Annotated in this window: 13 protein-coding genes; 8 read left to right on the forward strand and 5 right to left on the reverse strand. The window is 63.3% G+C overall.

Annotated elements, in window-relative coordinates; genetic code table 11:
• Positions 1–19: 19 nt before the first annotated feature.
• From dusB to HX801_RS18175, 6 genes are all read left to right on the forward strand, one after another.
• Positions 20–1,033, forward strand: coding sequence for a tRNA dihydrouridine synthase DusB (dusB, locus tag HX801_RS18150; protein WP_003217321.1), 1,014 nt, complete (start codon positions 20–22; stop codon positions 1,031–1,033).
• On the forward strand, positions 1,030–1,350 hold the full coding sequence (gene fis / locus HX801_RS18155; RefSeq protein WP_003186237.1) for a DNA-binding transcriptional regulator Fis: 321 nt from the start codon (positions 1,030–1,032) through the stop codon (positions 1,348–1,350). The genes dusB and fis overlap by 4 nt, the downstream gene beginning before the upstream one ends.
• Positions 1,351–1,431: 81 nt before the next feature.
• On the forward strand, positions 1,432–3,039 hold the full coding sequence (gene purH / locus HX801_RS18160; RefSeq protein ID WP_177022471.1) for a bifunctional phosphoribosylaminoimidazolecarboxamide formyltransferase/IMP cyclohydrolase: 1,608 nt from the start codon (positions 1,432–1,434) through the stop codon (positions 3,037–3,039).
• A 138-nt stretch (positions 3,040–3,177) separates the two neighbouring features.
• On the forward strand, positions 3,178–4,470 hold the full coding sequence (purD, locus tag HX801_RS18165; protein ID WP_003217326.1) for a phosphoribosylamine--glycine ligase: 1,293 nt from the start codon (positions 3,178–3,180) through the stop codon (positions 4,468–4,470).
• 102 nt (positions 4,471–4,572) lie between these two features.
• Entirely contained in the window at positions 4,573–7,347 is a 2,775-nt protein-coding gene (locus HX801_RS18170; protein WP_003217328.1) for a hybrid sensor histidine kinase/response regulator, read from the forward strand.
• A 163-nt stretch (positions 7,348–7,510) separates the two neighbouring features.
• Entirely contained in the window at positions 7,511–8,107 is a 597-nt protein-coding gene (locus HX801_RS18175; RefSeq protein ID WP_003217330.1) for a MarC family protein, read from the forward strand.
• 1 nt (position 8,108) lies between these two features.
• Here HX801_RS18175 and HX801_RS18180 read toward each other — a convergent pair whose 3' ends face one another.
• The 5 genes from HX801_RS18180 to cobG all read right to left on the reverse strand — a co-directional run bounded on the left by HX801_RS18180 (position 8,109) and on the right by cobG (position 13,494).
• On the reverse strand, positions 8,109–8,900 hold the full coding sequence (locus HX801_RS18180; protein ID WP_102606174.1) for a hypothetical protein: 792 nt from the start codon (positions 8,898–8,900) through the stop codon (positions 8,109–8,111).
• Between the two features lie 302 nt (positions 8,901–9,202).
• On the reverse strand, positions 9,203–10,843 hold the full coding sequence (cobJ, locus tag HX801_RS18185) for a precorrin-3B C(17)-methyltransferase (protein WP_177008338.1): 1,641 nt from the start codon (positions 10,841–10,843) through the stop codon (positions 9,203–9,205).
• Positions 10,843–11,574 carry a precorrin-2 C(20)-methyltransferase gene (locus HX801_RS18190; protein WP_003217336.1) on the reverse strand — a complete coding sequence of 244 codons (732 nt, stop codon included), beginning with the start codon at positions 11,572–11,574 and terminating at the stop codon, positions 10,843–10,845. Before HX801_RS18190 ends, cobJ begins: the two co-directional genes overlap by 1 nt.
• Positions 11,574–12,200 carry a precorrin-8X methylmutase gene (locus HX801_RS18195; protein WP_177022472.1) on the reverse strand — a complete coding sequence of 209 codons (627 nt, stop codon included), beginning with the start codon at positions 12,198–12,200 and terminating at the stop codon, positions 11,574–11,576. Before HX801_RS18195 ends, HX801_RS18190 begins: the two co-directional genes overlap by 1 nt.
• On the reverse strand, positions 12,193–13,494 hold the full coding sequence (cobG, locus tag HX801_RS18200) for a precorrin-3B synthase (protein WP_371316570.1): 1,302 nt from the start codon (positions 13,492–13,494) through the stop codon (positions 12,193–12,195). Before cobG ends, HX801_RS18195 begins: the two co-directional genes overlap by 8 nt.
• Positions 13,495–13,589: 95 nt before the next feature.
• On the opposite strand from cobG, the gene cbiE reads away from it, so the two are divergent.
• Both cbiE and HX801_RS18210 read left to right on the forward strand, forming a co-directional pair.
• Positions 13,590–14,795, forward strand: coding sequence for a precorrin-6y C5,15-methyltransferase (decarboxylating) subunit CbiE (gene cbiE / locus HX801_RS18205; protein ID WP_177022473.1), 1,206 nt, complete (start codon positions 13,590–13,592; stop codon positions 14,793–14,795).
• On the forward strand, positions 14,792–15,517 hold the full coding sequence (locus HX801_RS18210; protein ID WP_177022474.1) for a cobalt-precorrin-6A reductase: 726 nt from the start codon (positions 14,792–14,794) through the stop codon (positions 15,515–15,517). The genes cbiE and HX801_RS18210 overlap by 4 nt, the downstream gene beginning before the upstream one ends.
• The last annotated feature ends 87 nt before the right edge of the window (positions 15,518–15,604 follow it).

Genomic DNA, 15,604 nt, shown 5'->3' on the forward strand with positions numbered 1-15,604 from the left:
CCCACAACAGGGAAGTCCTATGTCGGCGGTACGCATCGGCCCATACACATTGCACAACGGCTTGATCCTCGCCCCGATGGCGGGCGTCACCGACCAGCCCTTTCGTCAGCTTTGCAAGCGTTTGGGCGCAGGGCTTGTAGTCTCGGAAATGGTCACCAGCGACATGAGCCTGTGGAACACCCGCAAATCGCGGATGCGCATGATCCACGAAGGTGATCCCGAGCCCCGCTCGGTACAGATCGCCGGCGGTGATGCGCAGATGCTGGCGGATGCGGCCCGGGCCAACGTGGAGTTGGGGGCGCAGATTATTGATATCAACATGGGTTGCCCGGCCAAGAAGGTCTGCAACAAGGCCGCAGGTTCTGCCCTGTTGAAGGATGAGCAGTTGGTGAGCGAGATCCTGCATGCCGTTGTCGCTGCAGTGGATGTGCCGGTCACCCTGAAGATCCGCACCGGTTGGGACCGGGACAACAAGAATGGCCTGACGGTGGCGAAGATCGCCGAGCAGGCGGGCATTACAGCGCTGGCGGTGCATGGCCGCACCCGCGCCGACCTTTACACCGGTGAAGCCGAGTACGACACCATTGCCGCGATCAAGCAGGCGGTGTCGATTCCCGTCTTTGCCAACGGCGACATCGACTCAGCCGAGAAAGCCCGGCGCGTGCTGCACGCGACCGGCGCCGATGGCCTGTTGATTGGCCGGGCTGCCCAGGGGCGGCCGTGGATTTTTCGTGAGATCGAGCATTTTCTGCGTACCGGCGAAACCTTGCCGGCACCGGAGCTGATCGAGGTGGAACGTATTCTGCTAGAGCATCTGGCCGCCCTGCACGCCTTCTACGGAGACGTGATGGGAGTACGCATTGCTCGCAAGCATGTGGGCTGGTATCTCGCAACCTTGCCGGGCGCCAGGGAGTTTCGCGCCCACTTCAATCGTTTGGATGATACGGAAGCACAGTGCGCCAACGTTCGTGAGTTCTTCTCCGAGCGTTACAAGAGCCTGGTGACAGGGGACGGAGAAGGGGTGGCCGCATGACGATGATGACCGAGACTTTAGTGAGTGGAACAACACCCGTGAGCGACAACGTCAATTTGAAACAGCACCTCAACACGCCGAGCGAAGAAGGCCAGACCCTTCGCGGGAGTGTCGAGAAGGCGCTGCACAATTATTTCGCCCACCTTGAGGGCGCTGCCGTCACGGACGTGTACAACCTGGTGCTCTCCGAAGTCGAAGCGCCGTTGCTCGAAAGCGTGATGAACTACGTCAAGGGCAACCAGACCAAGGCCAGTGAGCTGCTCGGTCTGAACCGTGGCACGCTGCGCAAGAAACTCAAGCAGTACGATTTGCTGTAAGCATTCAATCAAACCAGAAAGGCGCCCGCGTAAAAACGGACGCCTTTTTTGCTGACTCCTTTGCTTTTGATGGAAATTGAAATGACCGACCAGACTACCCGCCTGCCGATCCGCCGTGCCTTGATCAGTGTCTCCGACAAGACCGGGATCCTCGAATTTGCCCGGGAGCTGGAAGCCCTGGGCGTGGAGATTCTCTCCACCGGCGGGACCTTCAAACTGCTGCAGGACAACGGCGTGGCCGCAGTGGAAGTGGCGGACTACACCGGTTTCGCAGAGATGATGGACGGTCGGGTCAAGACCCTGCACCCGAAAATCCACGGCGGGATCCTCGGTCGTCGCGGTATCGACGACGCCATCATGAGCGAGCACGGCATCAAGCCGATCGACCTGGTGGCCGTTAACCTGTACCCGTTCGAAGCCACCATCAACAAGCCAGGCTGCGACCTGCCGACCGCCATCGAAAACATCGATATCGGCGGCCCGACCATGGTTCGCTCGGCAGCCAAGAACCACAAAGACGTGGCCATCGTGGTGAACGCCAGCGACTACGCCAACGTACTGGAAAGCCTGAAAGCCGGCGGCCTGACCTACGCCCAGCGCTTCGACCTGATGCTCAAGGCCTTCGAACACACCGCTGCCTACGACGGCATGATCGCCAACTACATGGGCACCGTGAACCAGGCCGCTGAAACCCTCAGCACAGAAGGTCGCAGCCAGTTCCCGCGCACCTTCAACAGCCAGTTCATCAAGGCCCAGGAAATGCGCTACGGCGAGAACCCGCACCAGAGCGCGGCGTTTTACGTTGAGGCCAAGCCTGCTGAAGTCGGCATCGCCACCGCGACCCAACTGCAAGGCAAAGAGCTGTCGTACAACAACGTGGCCGACACCGACGCCGCGCTGGAATGTGTGAAGAGCTTCGTCAAGCCAGCCTGCGTGATCGTCAAGCACGCCAACCCGTGCGGCGTGGCCGTGAGCCCGGACGCTGAAGGCGGTATCCGCCAGGCCTACGAACTGGCCTACGCCACCGACACCGAGTCGGCCTTCGGCGGCATCATCGCCTTCAACCGTGAGCTGGACGCCGAGGCCGCCAAGGCGATCGTCGAGCGTCAGTTCGTTGAAGTGATCATCGCGCCATCCGTCAGTGAAGAGGCTCGCGCCATCGTTGCCGCCAAGGCCAATGTGCGCCTGCTGGCGTGCGGCGAGTGGTCGGCCGAGCGTGCCGCTGCCTGGGACTACAAGCGCGTCAACGGCGGCTTGCTGGTACAGAGCCGCGACATCGGCATGATCGGCAGCGCCGATCTGAAAGTGGTGACCAAGCGCGCCCCGACCGAACAGGAAATCAACGACCTGATCTTCGCCTGGAAAGTCGCCAAGTACGTTAAATCCAACGCCATCGTCTACGCCAAGAACCGCCAGACCATCGGTGTCGGCGCGGGCCAGATGAGCCGCGTGAATTCGGCACGCATCGCTGCGATCAAGGCAGAACATGCCGGCCTGCAGGTCGCCGGTTCGGTGATGGCGTCCGACGCATTCTTCCCGTTCCGTGATGGCCTGGACAACGCCGCGAAAGCCGGTGTTACCGCCGTGATCCAACCGGGCGGCTCGATGCGTGACGCAGAAGTGATTGCAGCGGCTGATGAAGCCGGCATTGCCATGGTCTTCACCGGCATGCGCCACTTCCGTCACTGATTGCTCGTTCCCACGCTCTGCGTGGGAATGCAGCCCGGGACGCTCCGCGTCCCAAAGCGTGACGCAGAGCGTCACAAGAGGCATTCCCACGCAGAGCGTGGGAACGGTCAGAATTCAGCGTCATCCGAGGTTTTTGAAATGAATGTTTTGATCATTGGCAGCGGTGGCCGTGAACACGCCCTGGCCTGGAAAGTTGCCCAGGACCCACGTGTCCAGAAAGTTTTCGTCGCCCCCGGCAACGCCGGTACCGCCATTGAAGCCAAGTGCGAAAACGTCGCCATCGACGTGTTGGCCCTTGAGCAACTGGCGGACTTTGCCGAGAAAAACGTTTCCCTGACCATCGTCGGCCCGGAAGTGCCCTTGGTAGCTGGCGTTGTGGACCTGTTCCGCAGCCGTGGCCTGGACTGCTTCGGCCCAACCGCCGGCGCTGCCCAGCTGGAAGGTTCGAAAGCCTTCACCAAGGATTTCCTGGCGCGCCACAAGATCCCGACCGCCGACTACCAGAACTTCACCGAGATCGAGCCGGCCCTGGCCTACCTGCGTGAAGTCGGTGCACCGATCGTGATCAAGGCCGACGGCCTGGCCGCCGGTAAAGGCGTGATCGTCGCAATGACCCTGGCCGAAGCCGAAGACGCCGTGCGCGACATGCTCGCCGGCAACGCTTTCGGTGAAGCCGGTTCGCGCGTGGTGATCGAAGAGTTCCTCGACGGCGAAGAAGCCAGCTTCATCGTGATGGTCGACGGCAAGAACGTACTGCCGATGGCCACCAGCCAGGACCACAAACGTGTGGGTGACGGCGACAGCGGCCCGAACACCGGCGGCATGGGCGCTTACTCCCCTGCTCCGGTAGTGACTGCCGAAGTGCACAAGCGCGTGATGGACCTGGTCATCTGGCCAACCGTGCGCGGCATGGCCGACGAAGGCAATGTGTACACCGGTTTCCTGTACGCCGGCTTGATGATCGACAAGGCCGGTAACCCGAAAGTCATCGAGTTCAACTGCCGCTTCGGCGACCCGGAAACCCAACCGGTGATGCTGCGCCTGCAATCGAGCCTGGTGCTGTTGGTTGAAGCTGCGCTGGCCCAGGCCCTGGACAAGGTCGAAGCCCAGTGGGACCCGCGCCCGAGCGTCGGCATCGTGCTGGCCGCCGGCGGCTACCCGGCCGACTACGCCAAGGGCGATGTGATTGAAGGTCTGGACGCGGCTGCTACGCTGGAAGGCAAGGTGTTCCACGCGGGCACTGCGCTCAAGGATGGCAAGGTCGTCACCGCCGGTGGTCGCGTACTGTGCGCAACCGCCATGGGCAGCAGCGTAGATGCCGCCCAGCAACAGGCTTACAAGCTGGCGGCGAAGATCGACTGGAAAGGCTGCTTCTACCGCACCGACATTGGCTACCGCGCCATTGCCCGTGAGCGTGGCGAAAGTCAGTAAACAGCTATCCGTTCGGTTAGGCAGGGGCCTCTGGCCCTTGCCCTACGCTTGTGGCCCCGCGCATAGTTATACCCATGCATCAACCTACGAAGGGATTTCGCCGTGCGCTGGCTCAGGATCGCCATAGGTTTCACTGTCAGTCTGCTGACCTTGCTCTGCTTGCTCCCGGCCCAGGCCGCCGCACAAGGCAGTGGCTGGGCAGTATTGCTTGATGAACAGGCCGATCTGCAACTGAGCGACATCCGCTCGCCCCGCTACATCAATCAATTCAGCCCCATCGAACTGGACCGGATTACCGCCGCGCAACCGGACGGTGCGTTGTGGGTACGCTTCAGGCTGCAACCCGGCAAACACGAGCAAGTGCTGCGGGTATTCGCCCCTGACCTGTCACACCTGAACCTGTATGTACTCGACGGCGACACCCTGGTGGAGCAGGAAGCTACCGGCACCCGCCAGCCCCAGGCCGAGCGCCCGCTGCCCAGCAGCGACTTCATGCTGCCGATGCCGCAAAGCCAGAAGCCGCTGGACGTGTACCTGCGCATGGTCTCGGAACACGAGCTGCGCCCCTACATCACCCTTGAGCCGGCCGTGCTGGCTGCGGCCAACCAGAACCAGACGCTGATCTACGGGCTGCTGTTCGGTTGCCTGGTGATGCTGATCCTGCACAACCTCACCCGCTACGCCTACCATCGCTCCCGCAGCAGCCTGTGGCTCGCCGCCTGCGAATTGCTGTTGCTGCTCAGCCTTGCGCTGCTGCTCAACGTGCTGGGCCCGTGGTTGCCGAACTGGCACGCGGTACAAACCCCCGGTGCCTACCTCGCCCTGCTGCTGACCGCGCCGTGCGGGCTGATGTTTGCCTACCGCTTCTTTGCGCCACTGGGCCCGCATCCGCTGAACAAGCTGTTGATGGCCGACATCCTGCTGATCGTCCTGACCGGCCTGTTGCTGCTGTTCGTCAACACCTTGCCCCTGAACATCATCACCTACGCCCTGGTGGCGCTGGCCGGCCTGAGCATGTTGTTCGTCTCGGCCTATCACTGGCAAAAGGGCTACCGCCCGGCGCGCCTGTTCATGCTGGCGATGGTGATCTTCAACATCGGCACGCTGATTATTCTCCCGGCCTTGCTGGGCCTGACGCTGGTGCCGCCACAAGGCTTGATCATCACCCTGCTCGGCTTTATCTGCCTCAGTGGCCTGTTGATGAGCCTGGCCCTGGGCGAACGCCAGCGCGCCATCACCGAAGACAACTTCAGCCTCAGCCGCGACCTGGCGGCCAGCAACGCCGAAATCGCCGCCAAGGCCGAATTCCTGGCGAAGATCAGCCACGAAATTCGCACGCCCATGAACGGCGTGCTGGGCATGACCGAACTGCTGCTGGGCACCCCGCTTTCAGTCAAGCAACGCGACTACGTGCAAACCATCCACAGCGCCGGCAACGAACTGCTCACCCTGATCAACGAGATTCTCGACATCTCCAAGCTGGAATCCGGGCAGATCGAATTGGACGATGTGCAGTTCGACCTCAACGCGCTGATCGAAGACTGCCTGAGTATTTTCCGCGCCAAGGCCGAGCAGCAGAACGTCGAGCTGATCAGCTTTATCCAGCCCCAGGTACCCCGGGTGATCAGCGGCGACCCGACGCGGCTGCGCCAGGCACTGTTGAGCCTGCTGGAAAATGCCCTGCAAAAAACCGATGAAGGCGAAGTACTGATCGTCGTCGCACTGGACGAGCGCAGCAGCAAACCGCGCCTGCGCATTGCCGTGCAAGACAGCGGCCTGCCGATGGAACCCGCCGAGCGCGACGCCCTGCTGCACAGCGAGTTGCACAGCAAGAACTTCCTCTCTGCCACCCGCCTGAGCGGCCATCTGGGCCTGGTCATTGCCCGCCAGCTGATCCTGTTGATGAACGGCGAATTCGGCATCAAGAGTGGCAGCCAGCAAGGCAGCACCCTGTGGCTGACCTTGCCGCTGGACCCGGAACGCCTGGAGCACCCGACCTCCGACCTCGACGGCCCGCTCAAGGGCGCGCGCGTGCTGGTGGTGGACGACAACGACACTTGCCGCAAAGTGCTGGTGCAGCAATGCACGGCCTGGGGCCTGAACGTGAGTGCCGTGCCTTCGGGCAAGGAAGCCCTGGCGCTGCTGCGCACCAAGGCGCACCTGCGGGACTATTTCGACGTGGTGCTGCTGGACCAGAACATGCCCGGCATGACCGGCATGCAACTGGCGGCGAAGATCAAGGAAGACCCGAGCCTGAACCACGACATCCTGCTGATCATGCTCACCGGCATCAGCAATGCGCCGAGCAAGATCATCGCGCGCAACTGCGGGATCAAGCGCATCCTCGCCAAACCCGTGGCCGGCTATACCCTCAAGACCACCCTTGCCGATGAGTTGACCCAGCGCAGCAAGGGCTCCGTGCAACCACGCCAGCCGGCGATCAGCGCGCCGGCCCCGGTGACCGTGCCGAGTGACTTCCGGATCCTGGTGGCGGAGGACAACAGCATCTCCACCAAGGTGATTCGCGGCATGCTCGGCAAGCTCAACCTGCAGCCCGACACCGCCAGCAACGGCGAAGAAGCCCTGCAGGCAATGAAGGCCCAGCGCTACGACCTGGTGTTGATGGACTGTGAAATGCCGATCCTCGACGGCTTCTCCGCGACCCAGCAACTGCGCGCGTGGGAAGTCAGCAACCAGCGGATTCGTACGCCAATCGTGGCACTCACCGCGCACATTCTTTCGGAACATAAAGAGCGTGCACGCCAGGCCGGGATGGACGGGCACATGGCCAAGCCGGTGGAGTTGTCGCAATTGCGCGAGCTGGTGGAGTACTGGGTGGCACAGCGCCAACAGCGCCCTGAGCACGCACCTACCTGACCTGAAATACGCTCTCCCTGTGGGAGCTGGCTTGCCTGCGATAGCGGTGCATCAGACACCTGATTTTTTGGCTGATACACCGCTATCGCAGGCAAGCCAGCTCCCACATTTGTTCCGTGGCGCCTGATAGACTCCCCACTCGTCCCCGCCGCGAGCCGCGCCCATGCTCCACGTGCTATTCAGCGTTTACCTGAAGATGCTGGTGCTCTACAGCCCCTTCTTCGTGCTCTCCTGCTTTATCAGCCTGACTCGCGGTTACTCCAGCAAGGAGCGGCGGCGCCTGGCCTGGAAAGTGGCCCTCGCCACCCTGGTATCGAGCGTGTTGCTCTACCTGTTCGGCCGGGTGATTTTCAGTGTGTTCGGCATCACCGTCGACGCCTTCCGCATCGGCGCCGGCAGTGTGCTGTTCATCTCGGCCCTGGGCATGGCCCAGGGCAAGTCAGCGGTGCAGACCGACAACGTGCAGCAGGACGTGACCATCGTGCCGCTGACCATTCCCCTGACCGTCGGCCCCGGCACCATCGGTGCGCTGCTGGTGATGGGCGTCAGCCAGCCGCACTGGGACGACAAGATCACCGCGATCCTCAGTATCGCCCTGGCCAGCCTGACGGTGGGCGTGGTGCTGTACCTGTCCAACCGTATCGAACGCATCCTCGGCGACCAGGGCTTGCAGATTGTCAGCCGGTTGATGGGGCTGTTCGTGTGCGCCCTGGCCGCACAAATCATCTTCACCGGTGTACGCGGTTACCTGGTGCCGTAGATCAAATCCTGTAGTTGGCGATAGCCAGGCGGACCTTGTCCCCTGCGCTGTCCCGCAGCAGTTGAATCGTGTCTTCGTTGACCACCGAGCTGTTCAGCACCAGGCACGTGCGGCCACTGAAGGCCTCGACGGATGCACTGTCCCACTCCAGAAACGGTATGCCCAGTTGCTTGCTGACGCCGTGGGAGCTGTACGTCACCAGCACCATCGAAACTTCCCCGGCGATTTCCGAGCAGGACGCCAAGCCGAAATCGCCACCGTCACGCGTGGTGGTATTTCGCTTGAATAACTCAAATGAGGCCGGGAGCTGCTTCAAGGCTTCAACCGCCTCCGCCACCCGTTTGGGCAATACACTGATCAGCGGCCCCGATAGAAACGTCGAGGCCACGGTGGCCGCCATCAGGTTCAGCGCCGCCAGCTGTACCGACAGCCCCTTGCGAGAGGTGTACACCCGCTCGAAACTGCTCCTGACCGGCATCCAGCCGAGGCTGCTCATGACCTTGATGAATTCGTTGTACCAGGCCTCTGTGCCCCGGGCGACCCGCAGCACATCGCTGACGTAGCTGCTCGCCAGCAAATAGCTTTTGCGGGTGTACTCCTTGTTGAGGCTGGTCATGCCTTGCACAAACGACATGACGCTGTTGTTCACCACCGCCGCGTCCAGCTCATCATCCGCCTCGGGCTTCACCGGCGCGCTCAACCCCGACGCCAGGCCGGGCGCGCCCGGAAGCCGGTAAGCGGCAATCAGCTTCCTCCTTTTTGCGCTGTTGATCCGTTTGTTGTTTCGCTCCATAGCCATTTCTCCATAACCCCCAACATGGGGCTCAACGCCAACACTAGTCGACTTGCCGGGGATTTTGAGCTGCTGGAAATTGACCACGGGACGCGCCACGACCCGCAGGAAAAATCACTGCAGGCGGCGCAGCTGAGTAAACGCTGGGGATGAGGCGGCGGCACACAAAAGCGCCGTGCTTTTCTTCAAGCCGTAGAGAAAGGTATGACTTGAGCCGATGCAAAAAAACCTCGGCAAGCAGACCTTTCCGGCATCAATGACTGACGTTTCAAGGCGGCCCCATGGCGGGGCCGCCGTTGTTTTCAGGAGGCGGGTTTCTCGCCGTACCAACGTGGCGTGTAGACCCACTCGCCACCACCTGCCCGCGCAAAGACGCAGGTGGTGGACGAACCGATCAGCACCATGGTGCGCATGTCCACCTGCTCCGGCGTCAGTTGCCCCAGGGTGGTGACTCGCAGGGTCTGGCCCGGGCGACCGATGTCACGGCCCAAGACCACCGGTGTTTCAGGCGTGCGGTGCTGCGCGACGATTTCCAGGGCGCGTCCCAACTGCCAGGGCCGCGCACGGGAAATCGGGTTATAGAACGCCAGCGCCAGGTCGGCCTGGGACGCCAGGTCCAGGCGCTTCTCGATGATCGACCAGGGTTTGAGGTTGTCCGACAGTGACATCACACAGAAGTCATGCCCCAGCGGGGCACCTGCCTGGGCCGCCGTGGCGAGGGATGCCGACACGCCCGGCAAAATCTCCAGGTCGACCTGATGCCAGGCCGGGTCGCTGGACTCGTGCAAGGCTTCGATCACCGCGGCGGCCATGGCGAATACACCCGGGTCACCCGAAGACACCACCACCACCGAACGCCCCTGCGCCGCCAGCTCAAAGGCATGACGCGCGCGCTGCATCTCTTCGCGATTGTCGGTGCAATGCTGGATCTGGTCCGCGCGGAACGGCCCGGCCATGCGCACATAGGTTTCGTAACCCAGCACGTCAGTGCAGCGGGCCAGCTCGGCTTTTACTGCCGGTACCATCAGTTCGGCAGCGCCGGGGCCCAGACCGATCACCGCGAGGCGGCCACGGGGACGACCGATCAGGGACAGGTCCAGAGGAGCCTCGGCCACCGTGATCGCGATGTCCGCCTGAGGCGCCAGATCGGCGAAGCGCAATGGCACGCCCAGCTCCAACGCCGCTTCGTGCAATGACGAATCGGCCATCTCCGTTTCAGCCGCCAGCAGGCAAGCCAGGGACTGCACGGCGAGCCCGGCATCCTGCAACGCCGCACGAATTCGCCCGGCCAGTTGCGGCCCCGGCTGGCAGGTAACCAGCACCGTCTTCGGATAAATCAGCAACTCATTGGCCGCAGGTGTGCGCTCGGCACTGCCGACGTGAATCGCCAGGCGCGCCTGTTGATCCTGGGGCAAGTTGGCCTGATCCAGCCACGGCGCCGCGCCTTCAATGCGTACTGATTCGCCAGCCAGCAAATCCGAGACAAAGCGTTTGCCCAGCTCCAGATCCCCCAGCTGATAACCATGGGGCGGGTTAAGCAGGCAGGTACCAAAACGCAGCTCGCCACTGGTGGTGATCGCGGCGGCAACGTCCAGGGCAGCGGCGATTTCCCGCGCCATCACGTTTACACCACCGAGGCCACCGAGCAACGGCACTACCGCGCTGCCGTCTTCGGCGACGGCCAGTACAGCAGGCTCGACGCCCTTCTCCAGCAACAGCGGCGCCAGGGTGCGGATCACAATCCCGGCGGCGCACAGGGCGATGATCGGCGTGCCCTGTTGATACAACTGGCGCACGCTGGCGCCGAATTCGTTATAGGCCTGATCTGCGCCCTCGACCCGCCCGGCCAGGCCGTGGATCAGCGCGTCGGGATACACCTGCTGGATAGCGCGGGCCGTGGCGAGGCTGCCCTGCCCCAGGATGACAATCGCGGGAGCCGTCATCAGCCTTGCCACCTTTCACCAGGAACGATGATCAACGAGAAATACGGCGAGGACGTCGGATCGACCTGATCCAGAGCGACGATTTTCTGATTGGCCATGGTCGCGCGCTCGACGTACAACGCCCGGCTCGCCAATCCCAATTCTTCCAGTACCTGACGCACCTTGGTGAAGTTGCGCCCCAGCTTCATGATCACCGCCGCGTCGGCATCCGCCAGGCGACGCTTGAGTTCGTCATGGGGCAGCACGCCGGAAAGCACCGACAGGCTCTGGTTGCGGTACACCAACGGTGCGCCCAGTACAGAGGCGCCACCGAGCATCGAGCACACACCCGGGATCACCTGGGCTTCGTAGCGCTCGGCCAGGCGGTCGTGCAAATACATGTAGGAGCCGTAGAAGAACGGGTCGCCTTCACAGATCACCGCCACATCGCGCCCCGCGTCCAGATGTGCCGCAACGTCGACACTGGCGGTGTCGTAGAAATCGCTGATCACTTGCTCGTAGGACAGCGGCGCCGGCAACACTTCAGTGGTCACCGGGTACACCAGCGGCATCAGGGTTTGCTGGGGCACCAAATGGTCTTCGATGATGCCGAAGGCGTTGCCCTTCTTGCCCTTGGCCACGAAGTACGCCACCACCGGCGATTCGCGCAGCAGGCGCAGGGCTTTGAGGGTAATCAGTTCCGGATCGCCGGGGCCTACGCCCAGGCCAATCAAACGTCCGCGTGCCGGCATCATTCTACCTCCGTGGCCAAGGCGTTGACCGCGGCGGCGGCCATCGCACTGCCGCCGAGGCGGCCCTGCATGATCACGAACGGTACGCCGCGGCTGTCTGCCGCCAGCATCGCCTTGGATTCGGCGGCGCCGACAAAGCCCACCGGAAAACCGAGGATCAGTGCAGGTTTTGGCGCGCCGGCGTCGAGCATTTCCAGCAGGTAAAACAGCGCTGTCGGCGCATTGCCGATCACCACCACACTGCCTTCCAGGTGCGGGCGCCACAGCTCCAGGGCGGCGGCGGAACGGGTGTTGCCCAGCTTGCGGGCCAACTCCGGCACGCTGTCGTCGCGCAGGGTGCAGATCACCTGATTGTTGGCCGGCAGGCGCGTACGGGTCACGCCTTCGGAGACCATCCGCGCATCACACAGGATCGGCGCGCCAGCGGCCAGGGCTTCGCGCCCGGCCTTGCCGGCACCTTCGGAAAATTGCAGGCCGTCGATGGCGTCGACCATGCCGCAGGCATGAATCACCCGCACCGCGAGTTTTTCCAGGTCGGCAGGGATGCGATCAAGCCGGGCTTCTGCGCGAATGATCGCGAAGGAGTTGCGATAGATCTCCTGACCGTCGCGGATGTAATCAATCATCGGTGTTGCTCCGTGGGTGAGCGCGCAACAAGGCGCCCGCCGCTTCAATAGAAAGAGTGCGCGCGTGCAGGCGGCCGAAACCGGGCAGGCCTGCGTCGCGAAAATAGAGGTCGTAGTGGCCGGGACTTACCGCCAGCAGGGTGACCGGCGCGGTGTGTGCGGCCGCGCAGGAACGCGGGCAGCCGGACAGGTGCACGCTGTGGCCGGGCGCAAGCGCGGCCAGTTGCACGGCGTCGGCCTTGGTGTCGGACAGGCCTTTGGCGCAACCGCCGGCGCCGGTGCAGGCGATCATCCGTGCGAGGGGTTGGTCCACCGAACACAAAAAGCCAAGCTGTTCGAGGCGTTCGGTGACAGTCGCCGCATCCTGGATATTGGGCAGCAGCAGGCCTTGCCATGGCGTGACACGCAAGGTGGCGTCGCCATGGTCGACGGCCAACTGCGCTGCGCCCCTGAGCATCGCCGAATCCAGGCGGCCCAAGGGTGCGACGGCGGCGACGTAGACCTGGTTTTTTTGGCGCTGTGGATAACTTCCCAGGTGCAGCGGCGCGGGGTTGGAGTGCCTTGAAAAGCCATCAACCGGCTGCAATGGCATATTCAGCTGCCGCAAAAAGTTATCCACAGCGGTTTCAGCCAGCAGATGGCGCATACGGGTCTGATCAGGCCGGGCCAGTTCAAGGAACCGCTCCAGCACCGCCACCACCAGTGCATGCCCTTGCGCCAAAGGTACCGCCGCCAAGGGCGCATCCCGCGCCGGGCAGCCTGCCAGGCCGAATGCCAACAGCGTGTTGCCATTGGCATCGAAGGCTGACAGCCACAGGTCGTGGTGATGCTCGAGCATCGCCAGGGCTTCACCGCCGTCCAGTTGCACGGCGAACTTGGCCGACAGCTCATGGAAACGCGGGTGGGTTTCCAGGGTGGTGAGGATCTGGTCGGCCAACGGTCGGGTATCGAACAGCATCTCGCGGTCAATGCCGGCACTGGGGCTGAGCATCAGGTTGCGCACATCATCACCGGCGGCACGCTTGGGGCCCAGGTCGGCGGCCAGCAAGGCGGCGATCAATGCATCCTGTTCGGCGCCGATCCCGCGAATCTGCAGGTTGGCGCGGTTGGTCGCCTCGATCACCCCGCCGGCATGGGCCTGGGCGGCGTCGGCCACGGCAAACGCCTGCTCGGCACGGATCGAACCGCCCGCCAGTTTGATGCGGCAAATCCCGCCATCCAACGCCTGGACAATACGCAGCAACCCCGGACAGGCCGAGGGGCGCAAGGTATTGGACGGTGGTATTGGTTTCACGGGGCTACCGGTTCACGGGTAAAGGCGCGGTATTATGCCTGCTTTGTCCGGCGGCATGAAAAGCCTGCCCGTCGGATGTCGTTCAAGGAATTCATATGTCGCCCTGGCTGACGGTAGTAGGCATCGGTGAAGACGGCTTCAAGGGCCTGGGCAGAAACGCCCGGCACGCCCTGTTGCGCGCCTCGCGCATTATTGGCGGGCAACGCCAGCTGGACTTGTTGCCGGTGTGCATCCGTGGCGAACGCCAGGTGTGGCCCAGCCCGTTTTCCCTGGAGCCGGTGCTGGCCAGGCGTGGTGAAGCGGTGTGCGTGCTGGCCAGCGGCGACCCGATGTTCTATGGCGTGGGTGCGAGCCTGGCGCGGCAGGTGCCCGCCAATGAGCTGCTGATCCTGCCGGCGCCCTCTTCCGTGTCCCTGGCGGCGGCGCGTCTGGGCTGGCCGTTGCAAGAGGTAGTGACGCTATCGGTGGTTGCCCGGCCGATGGCGGCGCTGAATGCGCATCTGGCCAGCGGCGTGCGTTTGCTGGTGCTGAGCAATGACGGCCAGAGCCCGGCGGCGATTGCCACACAATTGGCCGAGCGCGGGTTTGGCGCAAGTCGCCTGAGTGTGTTTGAACACCTCGGCGGGCCGGATGAGCGCCGCATCGACGGCATCGCCCGGGATTGGCCTGGCGAACCGATTGCCGCGTTGAATCTGCTGGCCATCGACTGCGTGGCCGACGCCAACACAGCGCGCCTGTCACGCCTGGCAGGGCTGCCGGACTCGGCCTTCAGGCACGACGGCCAACTGACCAAGCGCGACGTGCGCGCCATGACCCTCGCCCGCCTCGCGCCGATGCCCGGTGAACTGCTGTGGGACGTGGGCGCGGGCAGCGGCTCCATCGGGATCGAATGGATGCGCGCCCACCCCAGCTGCCGCGCCCTGGCCATCGAGGCCGATGAAGGCCGGCAACTGTTGATCGAACATAACCGTGATGCCCTTGGCGTCCCCGGCCTGCAACTGATTCGCGGCACCGCGCCCCACGCCCTGAACGGGCTGGAAGCGCCGGACGCCATCTTCATCGGCGGCGGCGTCACCCGCGACGGCGTGCTCGACACTTGCTGGCAACACCTGCGCCCGGGCGGCCGGCTGGTGGCCAACGCCGTGACCCTGCAAAGTGAAATGACCCTGATGGCCTGGCGCGAACAACACGGCGGCGAGCTGACCCGCATTCATGTGGCCCAGGCCCAGCCACTGGGGGGCTTTGATACCTGGCGCCAGGCGCTGCCGATCACCCTGCTGGAAGTGATCAAGCCGCTATGAAACGCATCCTGCTGTTGGGCGGCGTGACGGAAGCCCTGGCCATCGCCCGCACACTGGGGCCCGAACATATCTACAGCCTGGCGGGTGTTGGCCGCGTTCCCACCGACCTTACGTGCCAGGTGCGCGTCGGTGGCTATGGCGGCGCGGAAGGTTTGGCGCAGTTCATTCGCGATGAAGGTATCGAGCTGGTGCTGGACGCGACCCATCCGTATGCCGCACAGATCAGCGCCAACGCCGCCCGTGCTGCGGGTGTGTGTGGCATTCCCTGCTGGGCCCTGCGCCGCCCGGCGTGGCAGCCACAGGCGGGTGATGACTGGCGCGAAGTCGGTGACTGGGCGGAGTTGATTGAAGCTCTGAAACCCTTCAAGCGACCACTGTTCACGCTGGGCCGTGAACCGTTACAACACCTCGACGAAATCCCCGCCGAGCAGTTCTGGACACTGCGCGCACTGGATGTGTACCCCGGCAATGAACGCTGCGAAGTGATTGGCGCCCGTGGGCCGTTTTTGATCGAGGATGAACGGGCGCTGTTTGAGCGGCGGCAGATTGATGTGCTGATCAGCAAGAACAGCGGCAGCACGGCTACCGAGCCGAAGCTGGAAGTGGCACGGGAGCGGGGGGTGCCGGTGTTGGTGTTGAGGCGGCCGGTGTTGGTGGCGGTGGATCAGGAGCTTTTGTCGCCCGCAGAAACAATCGAGTTATTGGCAGATTTCATTCGATAGATCAGGATCATCGCCCACCTCTATCAACTCTATTTGTGACTAAAGGGACGGCGATGAATCCACAACATGAAGTGCTACACTCCAGAA

The organism is Pseudomonas sp. G1002, from assembly GCF_013385455.1.
Classification (GTDB): domain Bacteria; phylum Pseudomonadota; class Gammaproteobacteria; order Pseudomonadales; family Pseudomonadaceae; genus Aquipseudomonas.

Bases quoted from the DNA above. Each gene is read 5' to 3' on its own strand.
- dusB (WP_003217321.1), top strand. From the start codon at position 20: ATGTCGGCGGTACGCATCGGCCCATACACATTGCACAACGGCTTGATC.
- fis (WP_003186237.1), top strand. From the start codon at position 1,030: ATGACGATGATGACCGAGACTTTAGTGAGTGGAACAACACCCGTGAGC.
- purH (WP_177022471.1), top strand. From the start codon at position 1,432: ATGACCGACCAGACTACCCGCCTGCCGATCCGCCGTGCCTTGATCAGT.
- purD (WP_003217326.1), top strand. From the start codon at position 3,178: ATGAATGTTTTGATCATTGGCAGCGGTGGCCGTGAACACGCCCTGGCC.
- HX801_RS18175 (WP_003217330.1), top strand. From the start codon at position 7,511: ATGCTCCACGTGCTATTCAGCGTTTACCTGAAGATGCTGGTGCTCTAC.
- HX801_RS18180 (WP_102606174.1), bottom strand. From the start codon at position 8,900: ATGGAGCGAAACAACAAACGGATCAACAGCGCAAAAAGGAGGAAGCTG.
- cobJ (WP_177008338.1), bottom strand. From the start codon at position 10,843: ATGACGGCTCCCGCGATTGTCATCCTGGGGCAGGGCAGCCTCGCCACG.
- HX801_RS18190 (WP_003217336.1), bottom strand. From the start codon at position 11,574: ATGCCGGCACGCGGACGTTTGATTGGCCTGGGCGTAGGCCCCGGCGAT.
- HX801_RS18195 (WP_177022472.1), bottom strand. From the start codon at position 12,200: ATGATTGATTACATCCGCGACGGTCAGGAGATCTATCGCAACTCCTTC.
- cbiE (WP_177022473.1), top strand. From the start codon at position 13,590: ATGTCGCCCTGGCTGACGGTAGTAGGCATCGGTGAAGACGGCTTCAAG.
- HX801_RS18210 (WP_177022474.1), top strand. From the start codon at position 14,792: ATGAAACGCATCCTGCTGTTGGGCGGCGTGACGGAAGCCCTGGCCATC.